Below are 16,041 nucleotides of genomic sequence, written 5' to 3' on the forward strand. Positions count from 1 at the left end.
CCGGGCGGGTCGTCAGCCCCGGCCGAAGCGCAGCGGCGACGCCGAGGCGGCGGCGGCCGACTGCCGCAGCTCGGTGGCGATCAGCGCCGCCTGCACCCGCCGCTCCACCCCGAGCTTGGCCAGCAGCCGGGACACGTGGTTCTTCACCGTCTTCTCCGCGAGGTAGAGCCGCTCACCGATCTGCCGGTTGGTCAGGCCCTCCCCGATCAGCGCCAGCACCTCCTGCTCGCGCGCCGTCAGCGCCGGTCCGGCGGTCACCGGCCGGGCGGGCTCGGCGTCGCTGCGCAGCCGGTTCAGCAACCGGGTCGCCGCGCCGGGGTCGAGCATCGACCGGCCGGAGGCCACGGTACGGACGGCGGCGACCAGGTCGGTACCGCTGATCTGCTTCAACACGTACCCGGCGGCGCCCGCCATCACGGCGTCCAGCAGCGCCTCCTCGTCGTCGAAGGAGGTCAGCATCAGACAGGCCAGGTCGGGCATCCGCGACCGCAGTTCACGGCAGACGGAGACCCCGTCGCCGTCCCCGAGCCGGACGTCCAGCACCGCCACGTCGGGCCGCAGCGCGGGCACCCGGACGAGGGCCTGCTCGGCCGTCGCGGCTTCCCCGACGACCTCCAGGTCCGGTTCGCCGTCCAGCAGGTCGTGCACCCCGCGGCGCACCACCTCGTGGTCGTCCAGCAGGAACACCCGGACCGGCGCCGAAGCCCCGACGCCCTCCACCTCGGTCGCCATCACGCGGTTTCCACCTTCGTCACCCCCGCACACTCCCGGCGGGGCCCACCGCATCATCCCCCGCCACCCCCCGGCGGCCCAGGGCCCAACGGCCCCATTCGCCCGTCACCGTCACCGTCCTCGGCTCCGTCCCCCGTCCCTCCGCCGTCCCGGGACGTCCCGCGCTGGTGGGACGTCCGGCCCGCTGTTTGGCTGATGACCGCCCGCCCGGACTCCGTACCGGGCCGATCGGAGAAGGAACCCCGTGATGCGGACGAAGCTCGCCCTCAGGACCACCCTGGCCCTCGCCACCGCGGCCGTGACCCTCACCCTGGCCGCCCCGGCCCAGGCCTCGACCGGCGCCTCCTACATCGGCGACGGCTACCCGAACGGCTACAACTCCGTCCACTGCGTGCAGACGATCCTCAACGACTGGGTCGCCAACGTGGTGGGCGACTCGGGCGCCCGGGTGCAGGAGGACGGCATCTGGGGCCCGAAGACCAAGGCCCTGGTGGTCCGTTACCAGACGGTCCAGAGCCACAGCAACCCGAGCGTCGTCCCGGACGGCATCGTGGGCAGGATCACCGGCGACATCATGATCTACAGCAACACCCAGCCCTGCTACAAGTACATCCCGACCATGTACTGATCCCACCGAACCCGTCCGGCCAGTGCCGCCCCCTTCCGGCACGGGCCGGACGCCGTCGTCGGCAGCGCGGCCCTGACGACCGCTCAGCGCTCCCGGCGGACGGCCTCTCAGCGGCCCTGCCGCCGGGCGTTCCCCAGGCCCACCAGCAGGAAGGCCAGCGCCACGCCTGCCCCGCCGACCGCCGCGAGGGCCGCCTTCGCGGCCGACCCGCCGCCGTCGGTGAGCAGGATCGACACCGCGGCCGGCACGGCCACGGCGGTGCCCACCAGCAGCCAGCCCGCCAGGGCGACGGCCGACGGGCGGCCGCTCCGCGGCACCGGCCCGGCGTCGAGCGCGGCCCAGCGGGCCGCGGTCTCCCGCCGCTCCCCGCGCCGGTCCCGCAGCGCCCGCACCCGCAGGACCGTGCCGCCGACCAGCCCGGCCAGGGCCACCTGGGCGGCGGGGCGCCAGTCGGGCCAGGCGAGCAGCAGTCCACCGGCCAGCGCGAGTGCGGCCCACCAGAGCACGCAGGCGGCCGCCGCGGTGCGGGTAGAGCGGGGCCGGTCGGCGCCGGCCTGGAGGTCGGCGATGGCGGGCAGGTACCAGACGCAGCCGCTCGCGGTGAGCGCGGCGGTGCCGATGGCGAGGACGGTGTGGGTCATGGCCGGCCTTCCGGTGTCGCAAGGGGAGTGACGGAGGGTGGGAGGAGGAGCCGTCCCCGCCCGCCCGGGGGCAGCGACGCGGGCGGGGACGGCGTTCGGGGGGCTGGGAGTGCCGTGTGGATCGGGCTTCAGCCGTCGAGGGACGAGGCCCGGGCCCGTTCGACCCGGCTCAGCGGCCGGTCGTACTTCACCGGCTCCACGTCGCCCAGGTGCGGCGCCGGCTTCCCGCTGTGCACCAGGACGTCCCGGGCCGCGATGTCCGGGTGGTGGAGGTCGAAGGCCGGGGATTCGGAGCGGATCCGGGGCAGCTTGACGAAGTTGTGCCGGGGCGGCGGGCAGGAGGTGGCCCACTCCAGCGAGCGGCCCCAGCCCCACGGGTCGTCCGAGGTGACCTTCTCGCCGTACTTGGCGGTCTTCCAGACGTTGTAGAGGAACGGCAGGATCGACAGGCCGAGCAGGAACGACCCGATGGTCGAGACGGTGTTCAGGGTGGTGAACCCGTCCGAGGCCAGGTAGTCGGCGTAGCGGCGCGGCATGCCCTCGGCGCCCAGCCAGTGCTGGACCAGGAAGGTCGTGTGGAAGCCGACGGTGAGCGTCCAGAAGGTGATCCGGCCGAGCCGCTCGTCGAGCTTCTTGCCCGTCATCTTGGGCCACCAGAAGTGGAAGCCGGCGAACATCGCGTACACCACCGTGCCGAACAGCGTGTAGTGGAAGTGGGCGACGACGAAGTACGAGTCGGAGACGTGGAAGTCGATCGGCGGGGCGGCGAGCAGCACGCCCGTCAGCCCGCCGAACAGGAAGGTGACCAGGAAGCCGACCGTCCAGAGCATCGGCGTCTCGAAGCTCAGCGAGCCCTTCCACATGGTGCCGACCCAGTTGAAGAACTTCACACCGGTCGGGACCGCGATCAGGAAGGTCATGAAGGAGAAGAACGGCAGCAGCACCTGCCCGGTGACGTACATGTGGTGCGCCCACACCGTGACCGAGAGCCCGGCGATCGCGATGGTGGCCGCGATCAGGCCGGAGTAGCCGAACATCGGCTTGCGGCTGAACACCGGGATGACCTCGGAGACGATCCCGAAGAAGGGCAGCGCCAGGATGTACACCTCGGGATGCCCGAAGAACCAGAACAGGTGTTGCCACAGCATCGCCCCGCCGTTGGCCGGGTCGAAGACGTGCGAGCCGAACTTGCGGTCGCACTCCAGCGCGAGCAGTGCGGCGGCCAGCACCGGGAAGACCAGCAGCACCAGCACCGAGGTCAGCAGCACGTTCCAGCAGAAGATCGACATCCGGAACATGGTCAGGCCGGGCGCGCGCATGCAGATGATCGTGGTGATGAAGTTGACCGCGCCGAAGATGCTGCCGAAGCCGGAGAGCGTCACGCCCATGATCCACATGTCCGAGCCGACGCCCGGCGAGTGGACGGCGTCGGAGAGCGGCGCGTAGAGGAACCAGCCGAAGTCGGCGGCCCCCTGCGGGGTGGCGAAGCCCGCCGCGGCGATCAGCGAGCCGAACATGAACAGCCAGTAGGAGAGCATGTTCAGGCGCGGGAACGCCACGTCGGGGGCGCCGAGTTGCAGCGGCATGATCCAGTTCGCGAAGCCGGTGAACAGCGGCATCGCGAACAGCAGCAGCATCACCGAGCCGTGCATGGTGAAGGCCTGGTTGAACTGCTCGTTGGAGAGGATCTGCGTTCCGGGCCGGGCGAGTTCGGCGCGCATGACCAGCGCGAGGATGCCGCCGATCAGGAAGAACGCGAACGAGGACACCAGGTACATGGTGCCGATCGTCTTGTGGTCGGTGGTGGTCAGCAGCCTGACCACGGCCGAGCCGGGTCGGCGGGGCCGAACCGGCCCTGCCGACAGGGGCGTTGGCGGTGGGGTCGGGTCGCCCTGTGCCTGGGTGGCGCTCAAGGACGCGCTCCTTCGGAACGTCGTGCGAATGGATGGCGATCCATGATCCGAACGCACGCCCCGTGCACCCCAGGGCCGTTGGGCCCGCCCGCCCGGGGCCGCTGGGCCCGAGTTCCCGGCCGCGGCCGGGACCTCCCGACCGGGACCCGGGCCGGGACCCGGGCGGATTCAGCCCCTCAGCCCCTCAGCCCCTCAGCCGGGCGAGCTGTCCGCGCTCCAGCGCCGCGTACACCGTGCCGTCCGGGTCGACGGCGATCCCGTGCGGCTCGGCGCCCCGGCCGGGGATGGTGTGGCCGTCCAGCCGCCCGTCGGGGGTGAGCACGCCGATCCGGCCGGCGGCCCACTCGGTGAACCAGAGCCGCCCGTCCGGGCCGGCGGTGATCGCGTGCGGCCTGGCATCCCGGTCGGCCAGCGGGTACTCCGTCACCTCCCCGTCCACGGTGATCCGCCCGACCAGCCCGCCGCCGATCCCGACGTACCAGAGCGCGCCGTCCGCGCCGGCGGTGATCCCGACCGGCGCGGTGCCCGCGGTGGGGAGCCGGTGGACGGTCACGTCGCCGTCGGTGCTCACCCGGGCGATCGCGTCGGCCTGGTTGAGCGCGCACCACAGCGCGCCGTCCGGCCCGGCGGTGATGTGCGCCGGCATCGCCCCCTCCACGGGCAGCGGGTACTCCGCCACCTCCCCGTCCACGGTGATCCGCCCGACCACGTCGGCGTTGACCTCGGTGAACCAGAGCGCCCCGTCCGGCCCGGTGACGATCCCGCCCGGCCCGACGCCGATCGCCGACAGCGCGAAGGAGGAGACCTCGCCGTCCACCGTGATCCGGCCGATCCGGCCGACGTTCATCTCGGCGAACCAGAGCGCGCCGTCCGGGCCGGCGGTGATCACCGACGGCGCGCAGCGCGGCGCGCCGAGCCCGAACCGCCGCACCGAGCCGTCCGGCGCCAGCCGCCCGATCTCCCCGGCGTGGACGAGCGTGAACCACACCCCGCCGTCGGGCCCCACCGTGATCCCGTACGGCCCGTCCCCCGCCTCGGCCACATCGATCAGTTCCACCCGCGCCCCTCTCAAACTATCGCGACCGTTGTCGCGTTAGTGATGCTCGCATGCCCGTCCCGCCCCGGGCAACCGATTTCACCCCGGTTCGGAGCCCAGCCCCCGCAACACCGAGATCACGCCCATCCCCGCCGCGCAGACCGGCACCGCCAGCAGGGCGCCGAGGATGCCCGCGATGCCGGAACCGGCCACCACGGCGACCATGATGGTCGCCGGGTGCAGCTCGACCGTCCGGCTCTGGATGATCGGCTGGAGGATGTTGCCCTCGATCATCTGCACCGTCAGCACCACCCCGAGCGCCCACAGCGCCGTGCCCAGGCCGCCGTCGGCGAGGGCCACCAGCACCGCGACGGTGCCGGACAGGAAGGCGCCCACGAAGGGGATGTACGCCCCCATGAAGACCAGCGCCCCCAGGCCCGGGGCGCCGGGGACGCCCAGGGCGAGCAGGCCGACGGTGATGAAGCCCGCGTCGATCAGGGCGATCAGGGTGGTGCCGCGCATGAAGCCGGCCATCGCCTCGAAGGCCCGCTCGGCGCAGGCCACCACCGTCTCGGCGCCGCGCCCGGGCAGGTGGGCGCGGATGCTGTCGCCGGTGCGGTGGCCGTCCCGCAGGAAGAAGAACACCAGGGCCAGGGCCAGCACCGCGCCGGTGATCAGCTGGGTGAGCAGGCCGAGGCCGGACAGCACGCCGTTGGTCAGCGTCGAGACCAGCGAGTTGGTCTCGCCCTTGGCGTCGGCCAGCGCGTGCTCGACCTTCGCCCCGAACGGCCCCAGCCACTCGGCCAGCCGGCGGCCGGCCGCCGGGAGCGAGCCGGCGATCTGCGGGGCGCTGTGCACCAGGGAGTTGACCAGCAGGACGATCACCCCGGCCACCGCCGCGACCAGCAGCACGCAGGTCAGCCCGGCCGCCAGGCTCCGGCTGACGCCCCGCCGGACCATCCAGGGCACCACCGGGTACAGCAGCGAGGCCCCCAGCAGCGCCAGGACGAACGGCACGGTCGCGGCCCGCAGCTCGACCAGCGCGAACACCACCAGCGAGCCCACGGTGATCAGCAGGATCACCGCCACCGACCAGGCGGCCGCCTGCCGCACGGCGGGCGGCAGCATCAGGTACGGCCTGCGGTGGTCGGGCGGGCCACCGGACGGCCCAGTGGACGGACCAGCGGGCGGGCCACCGGACGGGCGCTCCACGGACACGGCCACCTCCGCCGGGATCGTCATCGGGTCCGGCGGCGACGAGTCCGGACCCGACCCAGCTCAGCAGAGAATCTGACGATCCGCCCGTTCTACGCCCCGCCGGCCGCCTCGATCCGCACCGGTCCGCGCGGGCCACCGGCCGCGCCGGCGAAGGCCAGCACCCGCTCCGCCTCGGCCTCCGCCGCCACGCGGTCCGCCCGCGCCAGCCGGACGAACGGCTCGACGACCACACCCTCCGCCGGCCCCGCGTACCGCCACGTCCCGGCGACCAGCCCGTCCACCAGCAGGGTGCCGAGCACCAGGCCGTTCCGGGTCATCACCCGGTCCTTGTACCGCTCCGGCAGCACCCGGCTCCGGTCGGCGTGCGAGAGCAGCAGGTTGTCGAAGGGCGCGACCAGCCGCACCGGCGCCGGGACGTCCGGGTCCGGCCGGGGCGCCCCGGGCAGGTCGTACAGCACCCGGTCCCGCTCGTCCCGGAAGGTGAGCAGCTGCGGCGCGAGCCGCCGCAGCACCGGGCCGAGGCCGCCGAGGCCGGACCACTTCCGCAGGTCCGCCGCACTCGCCCGGCCGAAGGCGGCCAGGTAGCGCAGCACCAGCCCGCCCAGCCGGTCCGACCCGTCCGACCCGTCCGGCCCGTTCGAGCCCCCCGGCCCGTCCGGCGAGGGCGACGGGTCCAGCGGGCGGCCGAGCCAGGCCTCGGCGGTGGTGTGGGCGGCCGGGCCGCTGCGCCCCCACAGCCCGCGCGGCGGCACCTGGACCAGCGGCAGCAGGCAGCGCGCGGCCTGGGCCAGCGCGGCCGGGTCGCGGTCCGGGCGGGTGGCGGCCAGCAGCGTGCCGAGCTGCTGGAAGGTGCGCGGCTCCCGCTCGACCAGCGTGCGGGCCTCGGCGGCGAGCGCGGCCGGGTCGAGCCCGGCGAGCCGTCGGCCGTAGGTGGTGCGCAGCGCCTGGTCGAGGACGGGCTGGAGCAGCGGGCGCAGGGCCAGGCAGTCCTGGGCGGTGACCAGGTGGATGGTGCCGCGCTGGAGCGCGATCCGGACCGCCGCCCGCCGGTCGAGCAGGTCGCTCAGCCCGTCCGGGGTGAAGTCGTCCAGCCGGGAGAGCAGCCCGAGGTAGGGCGGCTGCGGTGCGGCCTGGGCCTGGAGTCCGACGAGGTGGTGGACGACCTCGGCGGGTGGCCGGTCGGTGCGGGCGAGCAGGTGCTGGCGGGCCAGCAGGGCGCGGCCCAGGGCCCGGGGGCCGAGCACCCGGGGGCCGGGCACCGTCACCGGCGGCCGTCCAGGACCGAGCGCAGTACGGAGATCCGGTTGGTGGTGATGGAGGCGGCCCCGGTGTCGCGCAGTCGGCGCATGGTGCGGCGCAGGTCGGCGGTCCAGGTGGAGACGGCCAGCCCCTCGTCGGCGGCGGCCCGGACGAAGTCGGGGGTGACCAGGCCGAACGGCGGGTTGAGGAAGCGCGGGCGCAGGTCGCGCAGCAGCGCGGGGGCGGGCATCCGCGGCTGCTTCCAGGTGAGCGCGATCTCGGCGTCGGGGCTGAGTGCGCGGACGGCGAGCATCGCGGTGGCGGGCCCGCAGAAGGCGACCAGGTCCTCGGCGCCCTGTCCGGTGACGACGGACCAGGTGGCGGCGGCCGGGCCGGGCTCGTCGAGGTCGATGAGCAGTCGGGGGCCGTCGGCCGCGGCGACGGCCTTGATCGCCTCGGCGAGGGTGGGGACGGCCAGGTCGCCCTGGCGCAGCTCGGCGAGCTGCTCGGTGGTGACCCGGCCGATCGAGCGCGGGTCGCCCCAGAGGCGTTCGAGGGTGGTGTCGTGCAGCAGCACGGGCACCCGGTCTCGGGTGAGCTGGACGTCCACCTCGACGGCGTCGGCGCCGGCGGCGAGCGCGGACTCCACCGAGGGCAGGGTGTTCTCGCGGTGGCGGTACGGGTCACCGCGGTGGGCGACGGCGAGGACCGGGCGGCGGTCGGCGGGGGCGGGAACGGAGGCGGAGGCCGCGGTGGGGATGCTCATCGGATCTTTCCGGAAAGCCAGGGGGTGAGGTCGTGGACGCCGAGGGCCTCGCGGTAGCCGGACTCCCCGGGGACGGTGACGATCAGCGTGCTGGACGGCGGGAAGGTGCGGACCTTGACATGCACCAGGCCGGACCAGACCGAGTTCAGGAAGGCCGGGACGCTGTCGCGCGGGACGTCGAAGGCGATGCCCTCCACGGTGACGGCGGCCTCGTCGTGGGTGAACAGCCGGACGGCGGTGTGCGGGCTGCCGTCGAACTCGAGCAGGGCCTCGTGCGGGATGGCGCCCGGTTCGTCGTCCTGGCCGACCAGCCCGGCGAAGGTCCGGTCGCTGCCGATGTCGTGCTGGGCGCGGACGGTGCGGCCGTGCCGGGCGGCGACCGCCTCGATCGCCAGGACGGCGGCCTGGGTGGTCGGCAGGTTCGGGTGGTTCATCCGGGCCTTTCGTTCAGCAGACCGGCACTAGCGCCGTTCGATCATCACATTGGTCGACTTGATGACCGCAGTCGCGGGTGCGCCCGGGACCAGGTTCAGCTCCTCCGCCGCGTCCCGGCTGATCAGCGACACCACCCGGAACGGCCCGGCCTGCACCTCCACCTGGGCGGCCACGTCGCCGAGCCGCACCTCGGTGACGATCCCGGGGAAGCGGTTGCGCGCCGAGGAGGGGCGCCCCTCGGCCTCGGCGTTCTCCGGCCGGGCCAGCTCCCGCGCGAAGGCGGCGAGTTCGGCGCCGGGGATGATCCGGTGCCCGTGCTCGTCCCGCACCGCGGCGAGCCTCCCGGCGTCCACCCAGCGCCGCATGGTGTCCGCGCTGACACCGAGCAGCGCGGCCGCCTCGCCGATCCGGTACGGGTTGACCGGCACCTCGGGCTGGCCCATGTACGACTCCTGACGGTGGTTCGAGCTACGGGGTACGCGCCCCCGGTGGGTTTCGCGCCCCCGGCGGCCATCCTGCCGTACCGGGGACGCGGACGGAAAACAGACCTACGGCTCGCCGAAGAGGTCCCGCCGTACGGCGTCCCCGGCGGTGAGCACCGCCCCGGCGAGGACGGCGCCGCCGCCCGCCGTACCGGCCCGCACCTCGGTGCGCAGCGGGGAGAGCCGGGCGAGGCAGCGCTCCACCCGGCGGGCCAGTTCGGCGCCGCCGGCCCGGCCGATCTCGCCGCCGAGCACCACGCAGCCGGGGTCGAGCACCACGCAGACGCTGGCCGCGCCGAGCGCGATCCGTTCGGCCAGCTCGTCCAGGAAGGCCGCACCCGCCGCCCCGCCGGCCAGGGCGGCGCGTACGACGGCTTCGGCGGCGGCCGCGTCGTCGGCCGGGCCGACGGGCAGCCCGTGGGCGCGGGCCAGCGCGCACAGAGCGGCGCTGCCGACCAGGCCGTGGAAGCCGCCCTCGCAGCTGTCGGCGCTGGGCAGGCCGGTGGCGCCGGGGACGGGCAGGAAGCAGATCTCGCCGGTGCCGCCGGAGAAGCCGCGGCGCAGCCGCCCGTCGAGGATGACGGCGGCGCCGACGCTGTGGCCGAGCCACATCAGCACGAAGGTGTCGCGGTCGCGGGCGGCGCCGACCCGGTACTCGGCCCGGCCGGCCAGGTTGACCTCGTTCTCCAGGATCACCTCGGTGTCGGGCAACTCCCGTAGTGCGGCGAGGAGTTCGGCATGCCAGCGGGGGAGCTGGCCGGTGCTGTGCAGCCGGCCGGTGGCGGGGTCGACCAGGCCGGGGGCGCCGACGGCGACGGTGTGCAGCCGCTCGACGCCGGCGCCGCGCGCGGTCTCCCGCAGGGTGCGGACGATCGCCGCGGCGGTGTCCTGGGGCCCGTCGGCCTCGACGGGGATCTCGGCGGTGCCGAGGGTGCGCCCGGCGAGGTCCGCGACGACCAGGCTGACGCCGCCCTCGCGGACGTCGAAGGCGGCGATGTGGGCGCGGGAGGCGACCAGCGCGTAGAGCCTCGCGTTGGGGCCGCGCCGCTGTTCGCCGCGTTCGCCGACGACGGCGACCAGGCCGGTGCGCTGGAGGCGGTCGAGCAGGTCGGCGACGGTCGGCCGGGAGAGGCCGGTGAGGTCGCGCAGCTCGGTCGCGGTCAGGGGGCCCTGTTCGAGCAGGAGGTTGAGCGCCAGCCGGTCGTTGATGGCCCGGGCGGTGCTCGGCGTGGCCGTACGCACGGTGGTCATGGCGGATCATCCTTCCAGAGTGTTTCTATCAGGGTCCCTTCCTGATAGTTTATCGACCACCAGGACCGGGAGGGAACCGCAGCATGACCGCCACCAGTCTCGAACCACTCTCCGAACCACACCGCGCCCGCCGGAGCATCGCGCTGGTCTTCGGCGTGCACGGCGCCGTCGGCGGCACCTTCGTCACCCGTATCCCGTGGATCCAGGACCGCCTGAACCTCTCCCCCGGGCAGCTCGGCCTCGCCCTGGTGATGCCCGCCATCGGCTCCTCCCTCGCGATGCCGCTGGCCGGGCGCGTCGTCCACCGCTACGGCGGCCGGGCGGCGGTCCGCGGACTGCTCTCGCTCTGGTGCCTGGCCCTCACCCTGCCCGCGCTCGCCCCCTCGCTGCCCGCCCTGTGCGCGGTGCTGCTGGTGTACGGCGCCACGGCCGGCACGGCGGACGTCGCGATGAACGCCCAGGGCGTGGAGATCGAGCAGCGCCTCGGCCGTTCGGTCATGTCCGGACTGCACGGGATGTGGAGCGCGGGCGGCCTGGTGGCCTCCGGCTTCGGCATCCTGGCCGCCCACCTCGCCCTGGACGCCCGGCTCCAGCTGGCCGTCACCGCCCTCGTGCTGCTCGCCCTCGCCCAGCCGGTCTGCCGCGGACTGCCCGACCTCCGCTCCCCCGAGGAGTCCGAGGCCCCGCCGCGCTTCGCCCTGCCGCCGCGCAGCTCGCTGGTGATCGGCCTGGTCGGCTTCTGCGCGGTGTTCGGCGAGGGCGCCTCGATGGACTGGAGCGGCGTCTACCTCAAGGACGTCACCGGCGCCTCGGCCACCGTGGCCGCCGCCTCGTACACCGCCTTCGCGTTCACCATGGCGGTCAGCCGCCTGGCCGGCGACGCGGTGGTCCGCCGCCTCGGCGCCGTCCGCACCAGCCGCCTGAGCGGGGCCGTCGCCACCCTGGGCGGCGTGCTGGTGGTGGCCGCCGACACCCCGGCACTGGCCGTCCCGGGCTTCGCCCTGATCGGCATCGGCGTCGCGGTGATCGTCCCGCTGGCCTTCGCGGCCGCCGGCCGGATCGGCAACAACCCCAGCCAGGCCATCGCGGGCGTCGCCACCGTCACCTACACCTCCGGCCTGATCGCCCCCGCCGTCATCGGCGCCCTCGCCCAGGCCACCTCCCTCACCGTCTCCTTCGGCCTGGTCACCCTGCTCGCCCTCGCCCTCCTGCTGAGCGCCGGCGCCCTGCGCCGGGCCGAGCCGAACTCCGCCGGGGAGAACGTGACCGGGCTGCCGCCGGAGAACGCCTCCGGGAAGGACCTCTCGACGATCTGACGGGGATTCCCGAGCCGGGCCCTACGGCCCGGACGCCGCGCCGCCACCCCACCGACCCGCCACCCGGGGCGAAATCCCTTTGCCCGGGCGGGCGTTGCGGGCCGACACTGGGACCGTGCTCGGATTCGTCAGAACTGACAACGAAGCCCTGGTCGCCTGCCTGGGCGACCCACAACGCACCGTGGCCGCGTACCGGGAGCTGCTCCGGCGCGGGGCGGACGCGCTCGAAGCCATCCGGGCCGGCCTGGCCGACGACCGCGCGGCCGTCCGGGAGGGCTGCTGCCGACTCCTGGACCACCTCGTCGACACCGACTCCATGGGCCGGCTGATCACCATGGCCGACGACCCGGACCCCGAGGTCAGGATCGCCGCGTTCCACGCCCTGGCCTGCGACCGCTGCAAGGACGACGCCTGCGCGCCGGGCGCGGGCCTGGTCCTCGAACCCGCCCTCCGCCACCTCGCCGACGACCCGGACCCTCGGGTCCGGTCGCGGGCCGCCGAGCTGGTCGGCAAGTTCGTCCACACCGACGCCCGCGCCGCCGACGCCCTGACGGCCGCCCGCACCGGGGACCGCAGCCCGGCCGTCCGGAAGAAGGCGGGGTGGTACGCCCCGGGCGGGCCGATCCACCGGCGGACCGCCCCGCGCACCCCGGACCGGCCCGTGGCGGGGACCGGCTAGGCTCGGCCCGTGCCCGCAGCCCTGACCACGCCCGCCGACTCCGCCGAAGCGGTCGAACCCGCCGAAGCCGCCGAGGCCGCGGAGGCCGCCGAACGGGCCCCGGGCCGCTCGCCCTGGTGGCGGTTCGGCCTGCTGGTGGTCCTGCTGGGGGCGTGCGCCGGGTCGCTGCTGCTGTGGAGCCCGACGGACCTGCTCTCCGGCGGCCTGGCGGACCGGCTGCCCGGCTACTGGTTCGCCCCGCTGTTCGCCCTGGTCTACGCCGTCGGCACGCTCGCCTTCGTCCCGCGCCCCGCACTGAACGCCGTGGCCGGCCTACTGCTGGGCATCCAGCAGGGCGTGCTGCTCGCCGTGCTCGGCACCACCCTGGGCGCGGCGCTGGCCTTCGGGCTCGGCAGGGGCCTGGGCCGGGAGGCACTCAGGCCGTACCTGCGCGGCAAGGTGCTCGGCGCCCTCGACCAGCGCTTCACCGACCAGGGCTTCCGCAGCGTCCTGGTGCTGCGGCTGCTCCCCGGCCTGCCCTTCCAGGCCGGGAACTACGGCGCCGCCTTCTCCGGGGTCCGCTTCCTCCCCTTCCTCCTCGCCACCGCGATCGGCGTGGTCCCGACCACCGCCGTCTACGTGACGGCCGCCGCCAGCGCGGACCAGCCCGGCTCGGCGGCCTTCCTGGTCTCGGCCGGGGTGATCGCCCTGCTGGTGCTCGGCAGCCTGGTCGGCGCCTGGCGGGCCTACGCGGCCCGCCGTCGTCCGCGTACCGACTGACCCCTTCTCCGGTAAACCATGAGATTTACAACATGACGGAGCGTCACCGCCCACGGCGAGCCCGCTTCGCTCCGTAGTTAGTGCACGGACACACGTCCGTTTTGCTCACCCTTGCCCCGCTGTGCACCCTGTTGATCTAGCCGAATTGCCCGTGCCATTGTCGACCGGCCGGGGGGCGAAGCCTTTCGGCTGTTCATGCACGAACGGAAAGGCAGCAATTCATGAAGTCGAAGAAGTCGAAGGCCGTCTCCCTGCTCATCGGCGGGGCCGCCATGGCCATCCCGCTGCTGGGCGTCAACACCGTCAACGCCCCGCAGGCGAGCGCGATGACCTTCGACCCCAACGCCTGCCTGGACCTCTCCCAGGTCCAGAAGTGCGAGAACGGCGCCCTGTGGGGATTCGTCCGCCCGCAGGGGCCGACCCAGGACCCGTGCGGAATGCCCTGGCGGGCCGTGAAGGTCGGCAACTGCTAGGAGTCGATCCCGGCGCGCGGATCATCGTTCCGTGCACGAATTCCGGAATGCGACCGGGCGCCCGGTGAGCCGCGGGCGGGGAGCGCCCCCGCCCGCGGTGCCCGGCCGGTCGTCCCGGTCGGTCGTCCCGGTCAGTCGTCCTGGTCCTCGCCCTGGTCGTCGCCGTCGTCCGACCGGCTGCCGGTCGGACGGGCGAAGGCCTGGGAGCCCTCGGCCGCCGGGGCGTCGGTACCGGCGACCAGGTTGCCGCTGGTCGATTCGAACACCAGGGTGTTCCCGGCGGCGGACACGAACGGGGCGTTGGAGGAGCCGTTGCCGGCCGAGCCGTCCGGCGCGGTGGTGACCCGCTTGGTGCGGCCGGTGCGCAGGTCCTGGCGGTAGACGTCCCAGCCCGGGTGCTGGGGGCCCGGCACCAGGTTGTCGGCGGCGGAGTCGAAGTAGAGCCAGCGGTTGTCGGCGGTGATCGAGCCGTGCCCGGAGGAGCCGACCGAGGTGGTCCCCGGCAGGCCGCCGCTCACCTTCCGCACGGCGCCCGTCCGCAGGTCCCGGACGTGCAGCACGGTGTGATACCGGTGGCCGCCGGTGGAGCCGCCCGGCTCGGGCAGGGAGTAGACGGCGTACCGGCCGTCCGGGCTGACGGTGGCGTCGAAGTCCGCGTCGGCGACCTTGCCGTCGACATCGTAGCTGGCGGGCGTGAGCTTCCCGGAGGCCGCGTTCCAGGTGTAGTAGACGGCGCTGGTCGGCCGGGCCAGGGCCAGCTCCGGCGCAGCGGCGGGGGCGGTGGGGGCCGCCGGGGCGGGGGTCGACCCGGTCGGCAGCAGCTCGGAGAGCGAGCCGAAGCCGATGGTGCGCCCGTTCGCGCTGATGGTCGGACGGAAGGAGGTGCTCTCGCCCGGCTTGCCGGCCGTGTCCCGGGAGATCAGCCGGGTGGTGTGGGTCCGGCGGTCGGTGAGGTAGACGTTGATCTTCCAGGTGTACGGCCTGGCCAGCGAGGGCGCGGCCCCGATCCCGGCCCCGGCCCCGGCTCCGGGCGCGGGGTCCACCACGGTCGGGTCGAGGTCCGTCCGGGAGGACACGTAGACCACGTACCGGCCGTCGGCGCTGATCTGCGGCGCGTAGGAGGCGTGGAACTGGTCGGTGTCGGTGGCCGTGAGCCCGCCGCTGACCAGCTCGGTGCGGCCGGTCCTGCGGTCCCGGAGGTACACCTCGGTGCGGCCCTTGACCTGCATGCCGGGCACCACGTTGTCGGCGTTGCTCTCGAAGGCGACGTAGCGGCCGTCGGCGTTGATCGCGGCCTGGTCGGTCCAGCCGTTCAGCGCCTCGCCCGAATCGGAGAGGTTGACCCGCTCGGTGCGGCCGGTGCGCAGGTCCCGCAGATAGGCGTCGCGCCCGCCCACGGTGGGCTGGGGCACCAGGTTCTTGGCCCAGGAGGTGAACAGGGCGTAGCGGCCGTCCGCGCTGACCCCCTGGCTCCAGGACTGGTCGTCGGGGGCGGCGCCGTTCACCCCGGTGCTGATCCGGACGGTGCCGCGCAGCGCCGGGTCGGCCTGGGCGGGGGCGGCGGTGACGGCGAGTGCGACGGCGGCCGCCAGCACGCTGCCGGCGCCCAGCAGCCGGCGGTCGCGGGTGCCCCGGGTGGTACGTGTGGTCCGGGTGGTACGTGTCATGAGCTCAGTCCCCTCTGCTCGCCCGGCCGGGCTCCCTCCCGGCGGCGGGCTCTCGACCGAGCCAATCGGTCGGGAGGCCCGGCGGTCAACGGCCCGGGGTGATCTCGGCGGAAAATCCACCAACGAGCCCGTGCCGCAGGACAGAAGGCCAACACCGTGCCGACCGCCGCCGTCGCCCTCCCCCACCCGCAGGCCCACCCGTAGGCCCACCCGCCGACCCACCCGCCGACCGACAATTCGGTCGCACCGGCGGGCCGTCGGCGGCCAGGATGTCCGGCATGACCGAACTCACCCCGCGGGTCGACCCGCCGATGGCCGCCGACGAGGCCGCCATGCTCACCTCCTGGCTCGACTACCACCGCAGCACGCTCGCCCTGAAATGCGCGGGCCTGACCGACGACCAGCTGCGGCTGCGCTCCGTCCCGCCGTCCACGCTCTCGCTGCTCGGCCTGGTCCGGCACATGGCCGAGGTGGAACGGCACTGGTTCCAGGGCGTGCTGCTGGGCGCGGAGGTCGCCACCGGCCACTACTGGACCGAGGCGGATCCGGACGGCGACTTCGACAACGTGGCCACCGCCGACGTCGCGGCGGACTTCGCCACCTGGCGCGCCGAGATCGAGGCCGCCCGCCGGGCGTCGGCCGGTCTGCCGCTGGACACCGTCGGCAAGCGGCCGCGCCACGACCAGGAGGTGACGCTCCGCTGGATCCTGGTCCACATGATCGAGGAGTACGCGCGACACAACGGTCACGCGGATTTGTTGCGCGAACTGGTGGACGGTTCGACCGGCGAGTGAAATCGTTTCCGC

General features: G+C 74.4%; 17 protein-coding genes. 6 read left to right on the forward strand and 11 right to left on the reverse strand.

Annotated features, from left to right (window positions below):
• Positions 1-12 precede the first annotated feature (12 nt).
• Complete coding sequence (locus tag ACFV8H_RS23075) at positions 13-732, reverse strand: response regulator (protein WP_380402956.1); 720 nt, start codon at positions 730-732, stop codon at positions 13-15.
• 247 nt (positions 733-979) lie between these two features.
• On the opposite strand from ACFV8H_RS23075, the gene ACFV8H_RS23080 reads away from it, so the two are divergent.
• Positions 980-1,360, forward strand: coding sequence for a peptidoglycan-binding protein (locus tag ACFV8H_RS23080; protein WP_380402959.1), 381 nt, complete (start codon positions 980-982; stop codon positions 1,358-1,360).
• A 107-nt stretch (positions 1,361-1,467) separates the two neighbouring features.
• Here ACFV8H_RS23080 and ACFV8H_RS23085 read toward each other — a convergent pair whose 3' ends face one another.
• The 9 genes from ACFV8H_RS23085 to ACFV8H_RS23125 form a co-directional block, all read right to left on the reverse strand.
• The gene (locus ACFV8H_RS23085; protein ID WP_380402961.1) at positions 1,468-2,001 is read right to left on the reverse strand and encodes a hypothetical protein; all 534 of its coding nucleotides are present in this window, start codon (positions 1,999-2,001) and stop codon (positions 1,468-1,470) included.
• A 128-nt stretch (positions 2,002-2,129) separates the two neighbouring features.
• Positions 2,130-3,779 (reverse strand): cytochrome c oxidase subunit I, encoded by a 1,650-nt coding sequence (ctaD, locus tag ACFV8H_RS23090; RefSeq protein WP_380403064.1) that lies wholly within the window; start codon positions 3,777-3,779, stop codon positions 2,130-2,132.
• Positions 3,780-4,098: 319 nt separating this feature from the next.
• On the reverse strand, positions 4,099-4,971 hold the full coding sequence (locus ACFV8H_RS23095; RefSeq protein ID WP_380402964.1) for a virginiamycin B lyase: 873 nt from the start codon (positions 4,969-4,971) through the stop codon (positions 4,099-4,101).
• A 78-nt stretch (positions 4,972-5,049) separates the two neighbouring features.
• On the reverse strand, positions 5,050-6,078 hold the full coding sequence (locus tag ACFV8H_RS23100) for an AI-2E family transporter (protein ID WP_380402966.1): 1,029 nt from the start codon (positions 6,076-6,078) through the stop codon (positions 5,050-5,052).
• A 179-nt stretch (positions 6,079-6,257) separates the two neighbouring features.
• Positions 6,258-7,433, reverse strand: coding sequence for a winged helix DNA-binding domain-containing protein (locus tag ACFV8H_RS23105; protein ID WP_380402969.1), 1,176 nt, complete (start codon positions 7,431-7,433; stop codon positions 6,258-6,260).
• Positions 7,430-8,173 carry a glycerophosphodiester phosphodiesterase gene (locus ACFV8H_RS23110; protein WP_380402972.1) on the reverse strand — a complete coding sequence of 248 codons (744 nt, stop codon included), beginning with the start codon at positions 8,171-8,173 and terminating at the stop codon, positions 7,430-7,432. Before ACFV8H_RS23110 ends, ACFV8H_RS23105 begins: the two co-directional genes overlap by 4 nt.
• Positions 8,170-8,607, reverse strand: coding sequence for a hypothetical protein (locus ACFV8H_RS23115; protein ID WP_380402975.1), 438 nt, complete (start codon positions 8,605-8,607; stop codon positions 8,170-8,172). Before ACFV8H_RS23115 ends, ACFV8H_RS23110 begins: the two co-directional genes overlap by 4 nt.
• Positions 8,608-8,634: 27 nt before the next feature.
• Positions 8,635-9,051 (reverse strand): molybdopterin-binding protein, encoded by a 417-nt coding sequence (locus ACFV8H_RS23120; protein WP_380402978.1) that lies wholly within the window; start codon positions 9,049-9,051, stop codon positions 8,635-8,637.
• 105 nt (positions 9,052-9,156) lie between these two features.
• The gene (locus ACFV8H_RS23125; protein ID WP_380402981.1) at positions 9,157-10,341 is read right to left on the reverse strand and encodes an ROK family transcriptional regulator; all 1,185 of its coding nucleotides are present in this window, start codon (positions 10,339-10,341) and stop codon (positions 9,157-9,159) included.
• Positions 10,342-10,424: 83 nt separating this feature from the next.
• Between ACFV8H_RS23125 and ACFV8H_RS23130 the strand changes: the two genes are divergently transcribed.
• From ACFV8H_RS23130 to ACFV8H_RS23145, 4 genes are all read left to right on the forward strand, one after another.
• Entirely contained in the window at positions 10,425-11,657 is a 1,233-nt protein-coding gene (locus ACFV8H_RS23130) for an MFS transporter (protein ID WP_380402983.1), read from the forward strand.
• A gap of 115 nt (positions 11,658-11,772) precedes the next feature.
• Positions 11,773-12,336, forward strand: coding sequence for a HEAT repeat domain-containing protein (locus ACFV8H_RS23135; RefSeq protein ID WP_380402986.1), 564 nt, complete (start codon positions 11,773-11,775; stop codon positions 12,334-12,336).
• Positions 12,337-12,345: 9 nt separating this feature from the next.
• The gene (locus tag ACFV8H_RS23140; protein WP_380402989.1) at positions 12,346-13,095 is read left to right on the forward strand and encodes a TVP38/TMEM64 family protein; all 750 of its coding nucleotides are present in this window, start codon (positions 12,346-12,348) and stop codon (positions 13,093-13,095) included.
• 221 nt (positions 13,096-13,316) lie between these two features.
• A complete protein-coding gene (locus tag ACFV8H_RS23145; RefSeq protein WP_380402992.1) occupies positions 13,317-13,568 on the forward strand; it encodes a hypothetical protein in 252 nt (83 codons plus the stop codon).
• Between the two features lie 131 nt (positions 13,569-13,699).
• On the opposite strand, the gene ACFV8H_RS23150 is transcribed toward ACFV8H_RS23145, so the two are convergent.
• Complete coding sequence (locus ACFV8H_RS23150) at positions 13,700-15,235, reverse strand: TolB family protein (RefSeq protein ID WP_380402995.1); 1,536 nt, start codon at positions 15,233-15,235, stop codon at positions 13,700-13,702.
• A gap of 278 nt (positions 15,236-15,513) precedes the next feature.
• Between ACFV8H_RS23150 and ACFV8H_RS23155 the strand changes: the two genes are divergently transcribed.
• Positions 15,514-16,029: a DinB family protein gene (locus ACFV8H_RS23155; protein WP_375886553.1), complete on the forward strand. Its 516-nt coding sequence runs from the start codon at positions 15,514-15,516 to the stop codon at positions 16,027-16,029.
• Positions 16,030-16,041 lie beyond the last annotated feature (12 nt).

It is taken from the genome of Kitasatospora sp. NPDC059827, assembly GCF_042731675.1.
Taxonomy (GTDB): Bacteria; Actinomycetota; Actinomycetes; order Streptomycetales; family Streptomycetaceae; genus Kitasatospora.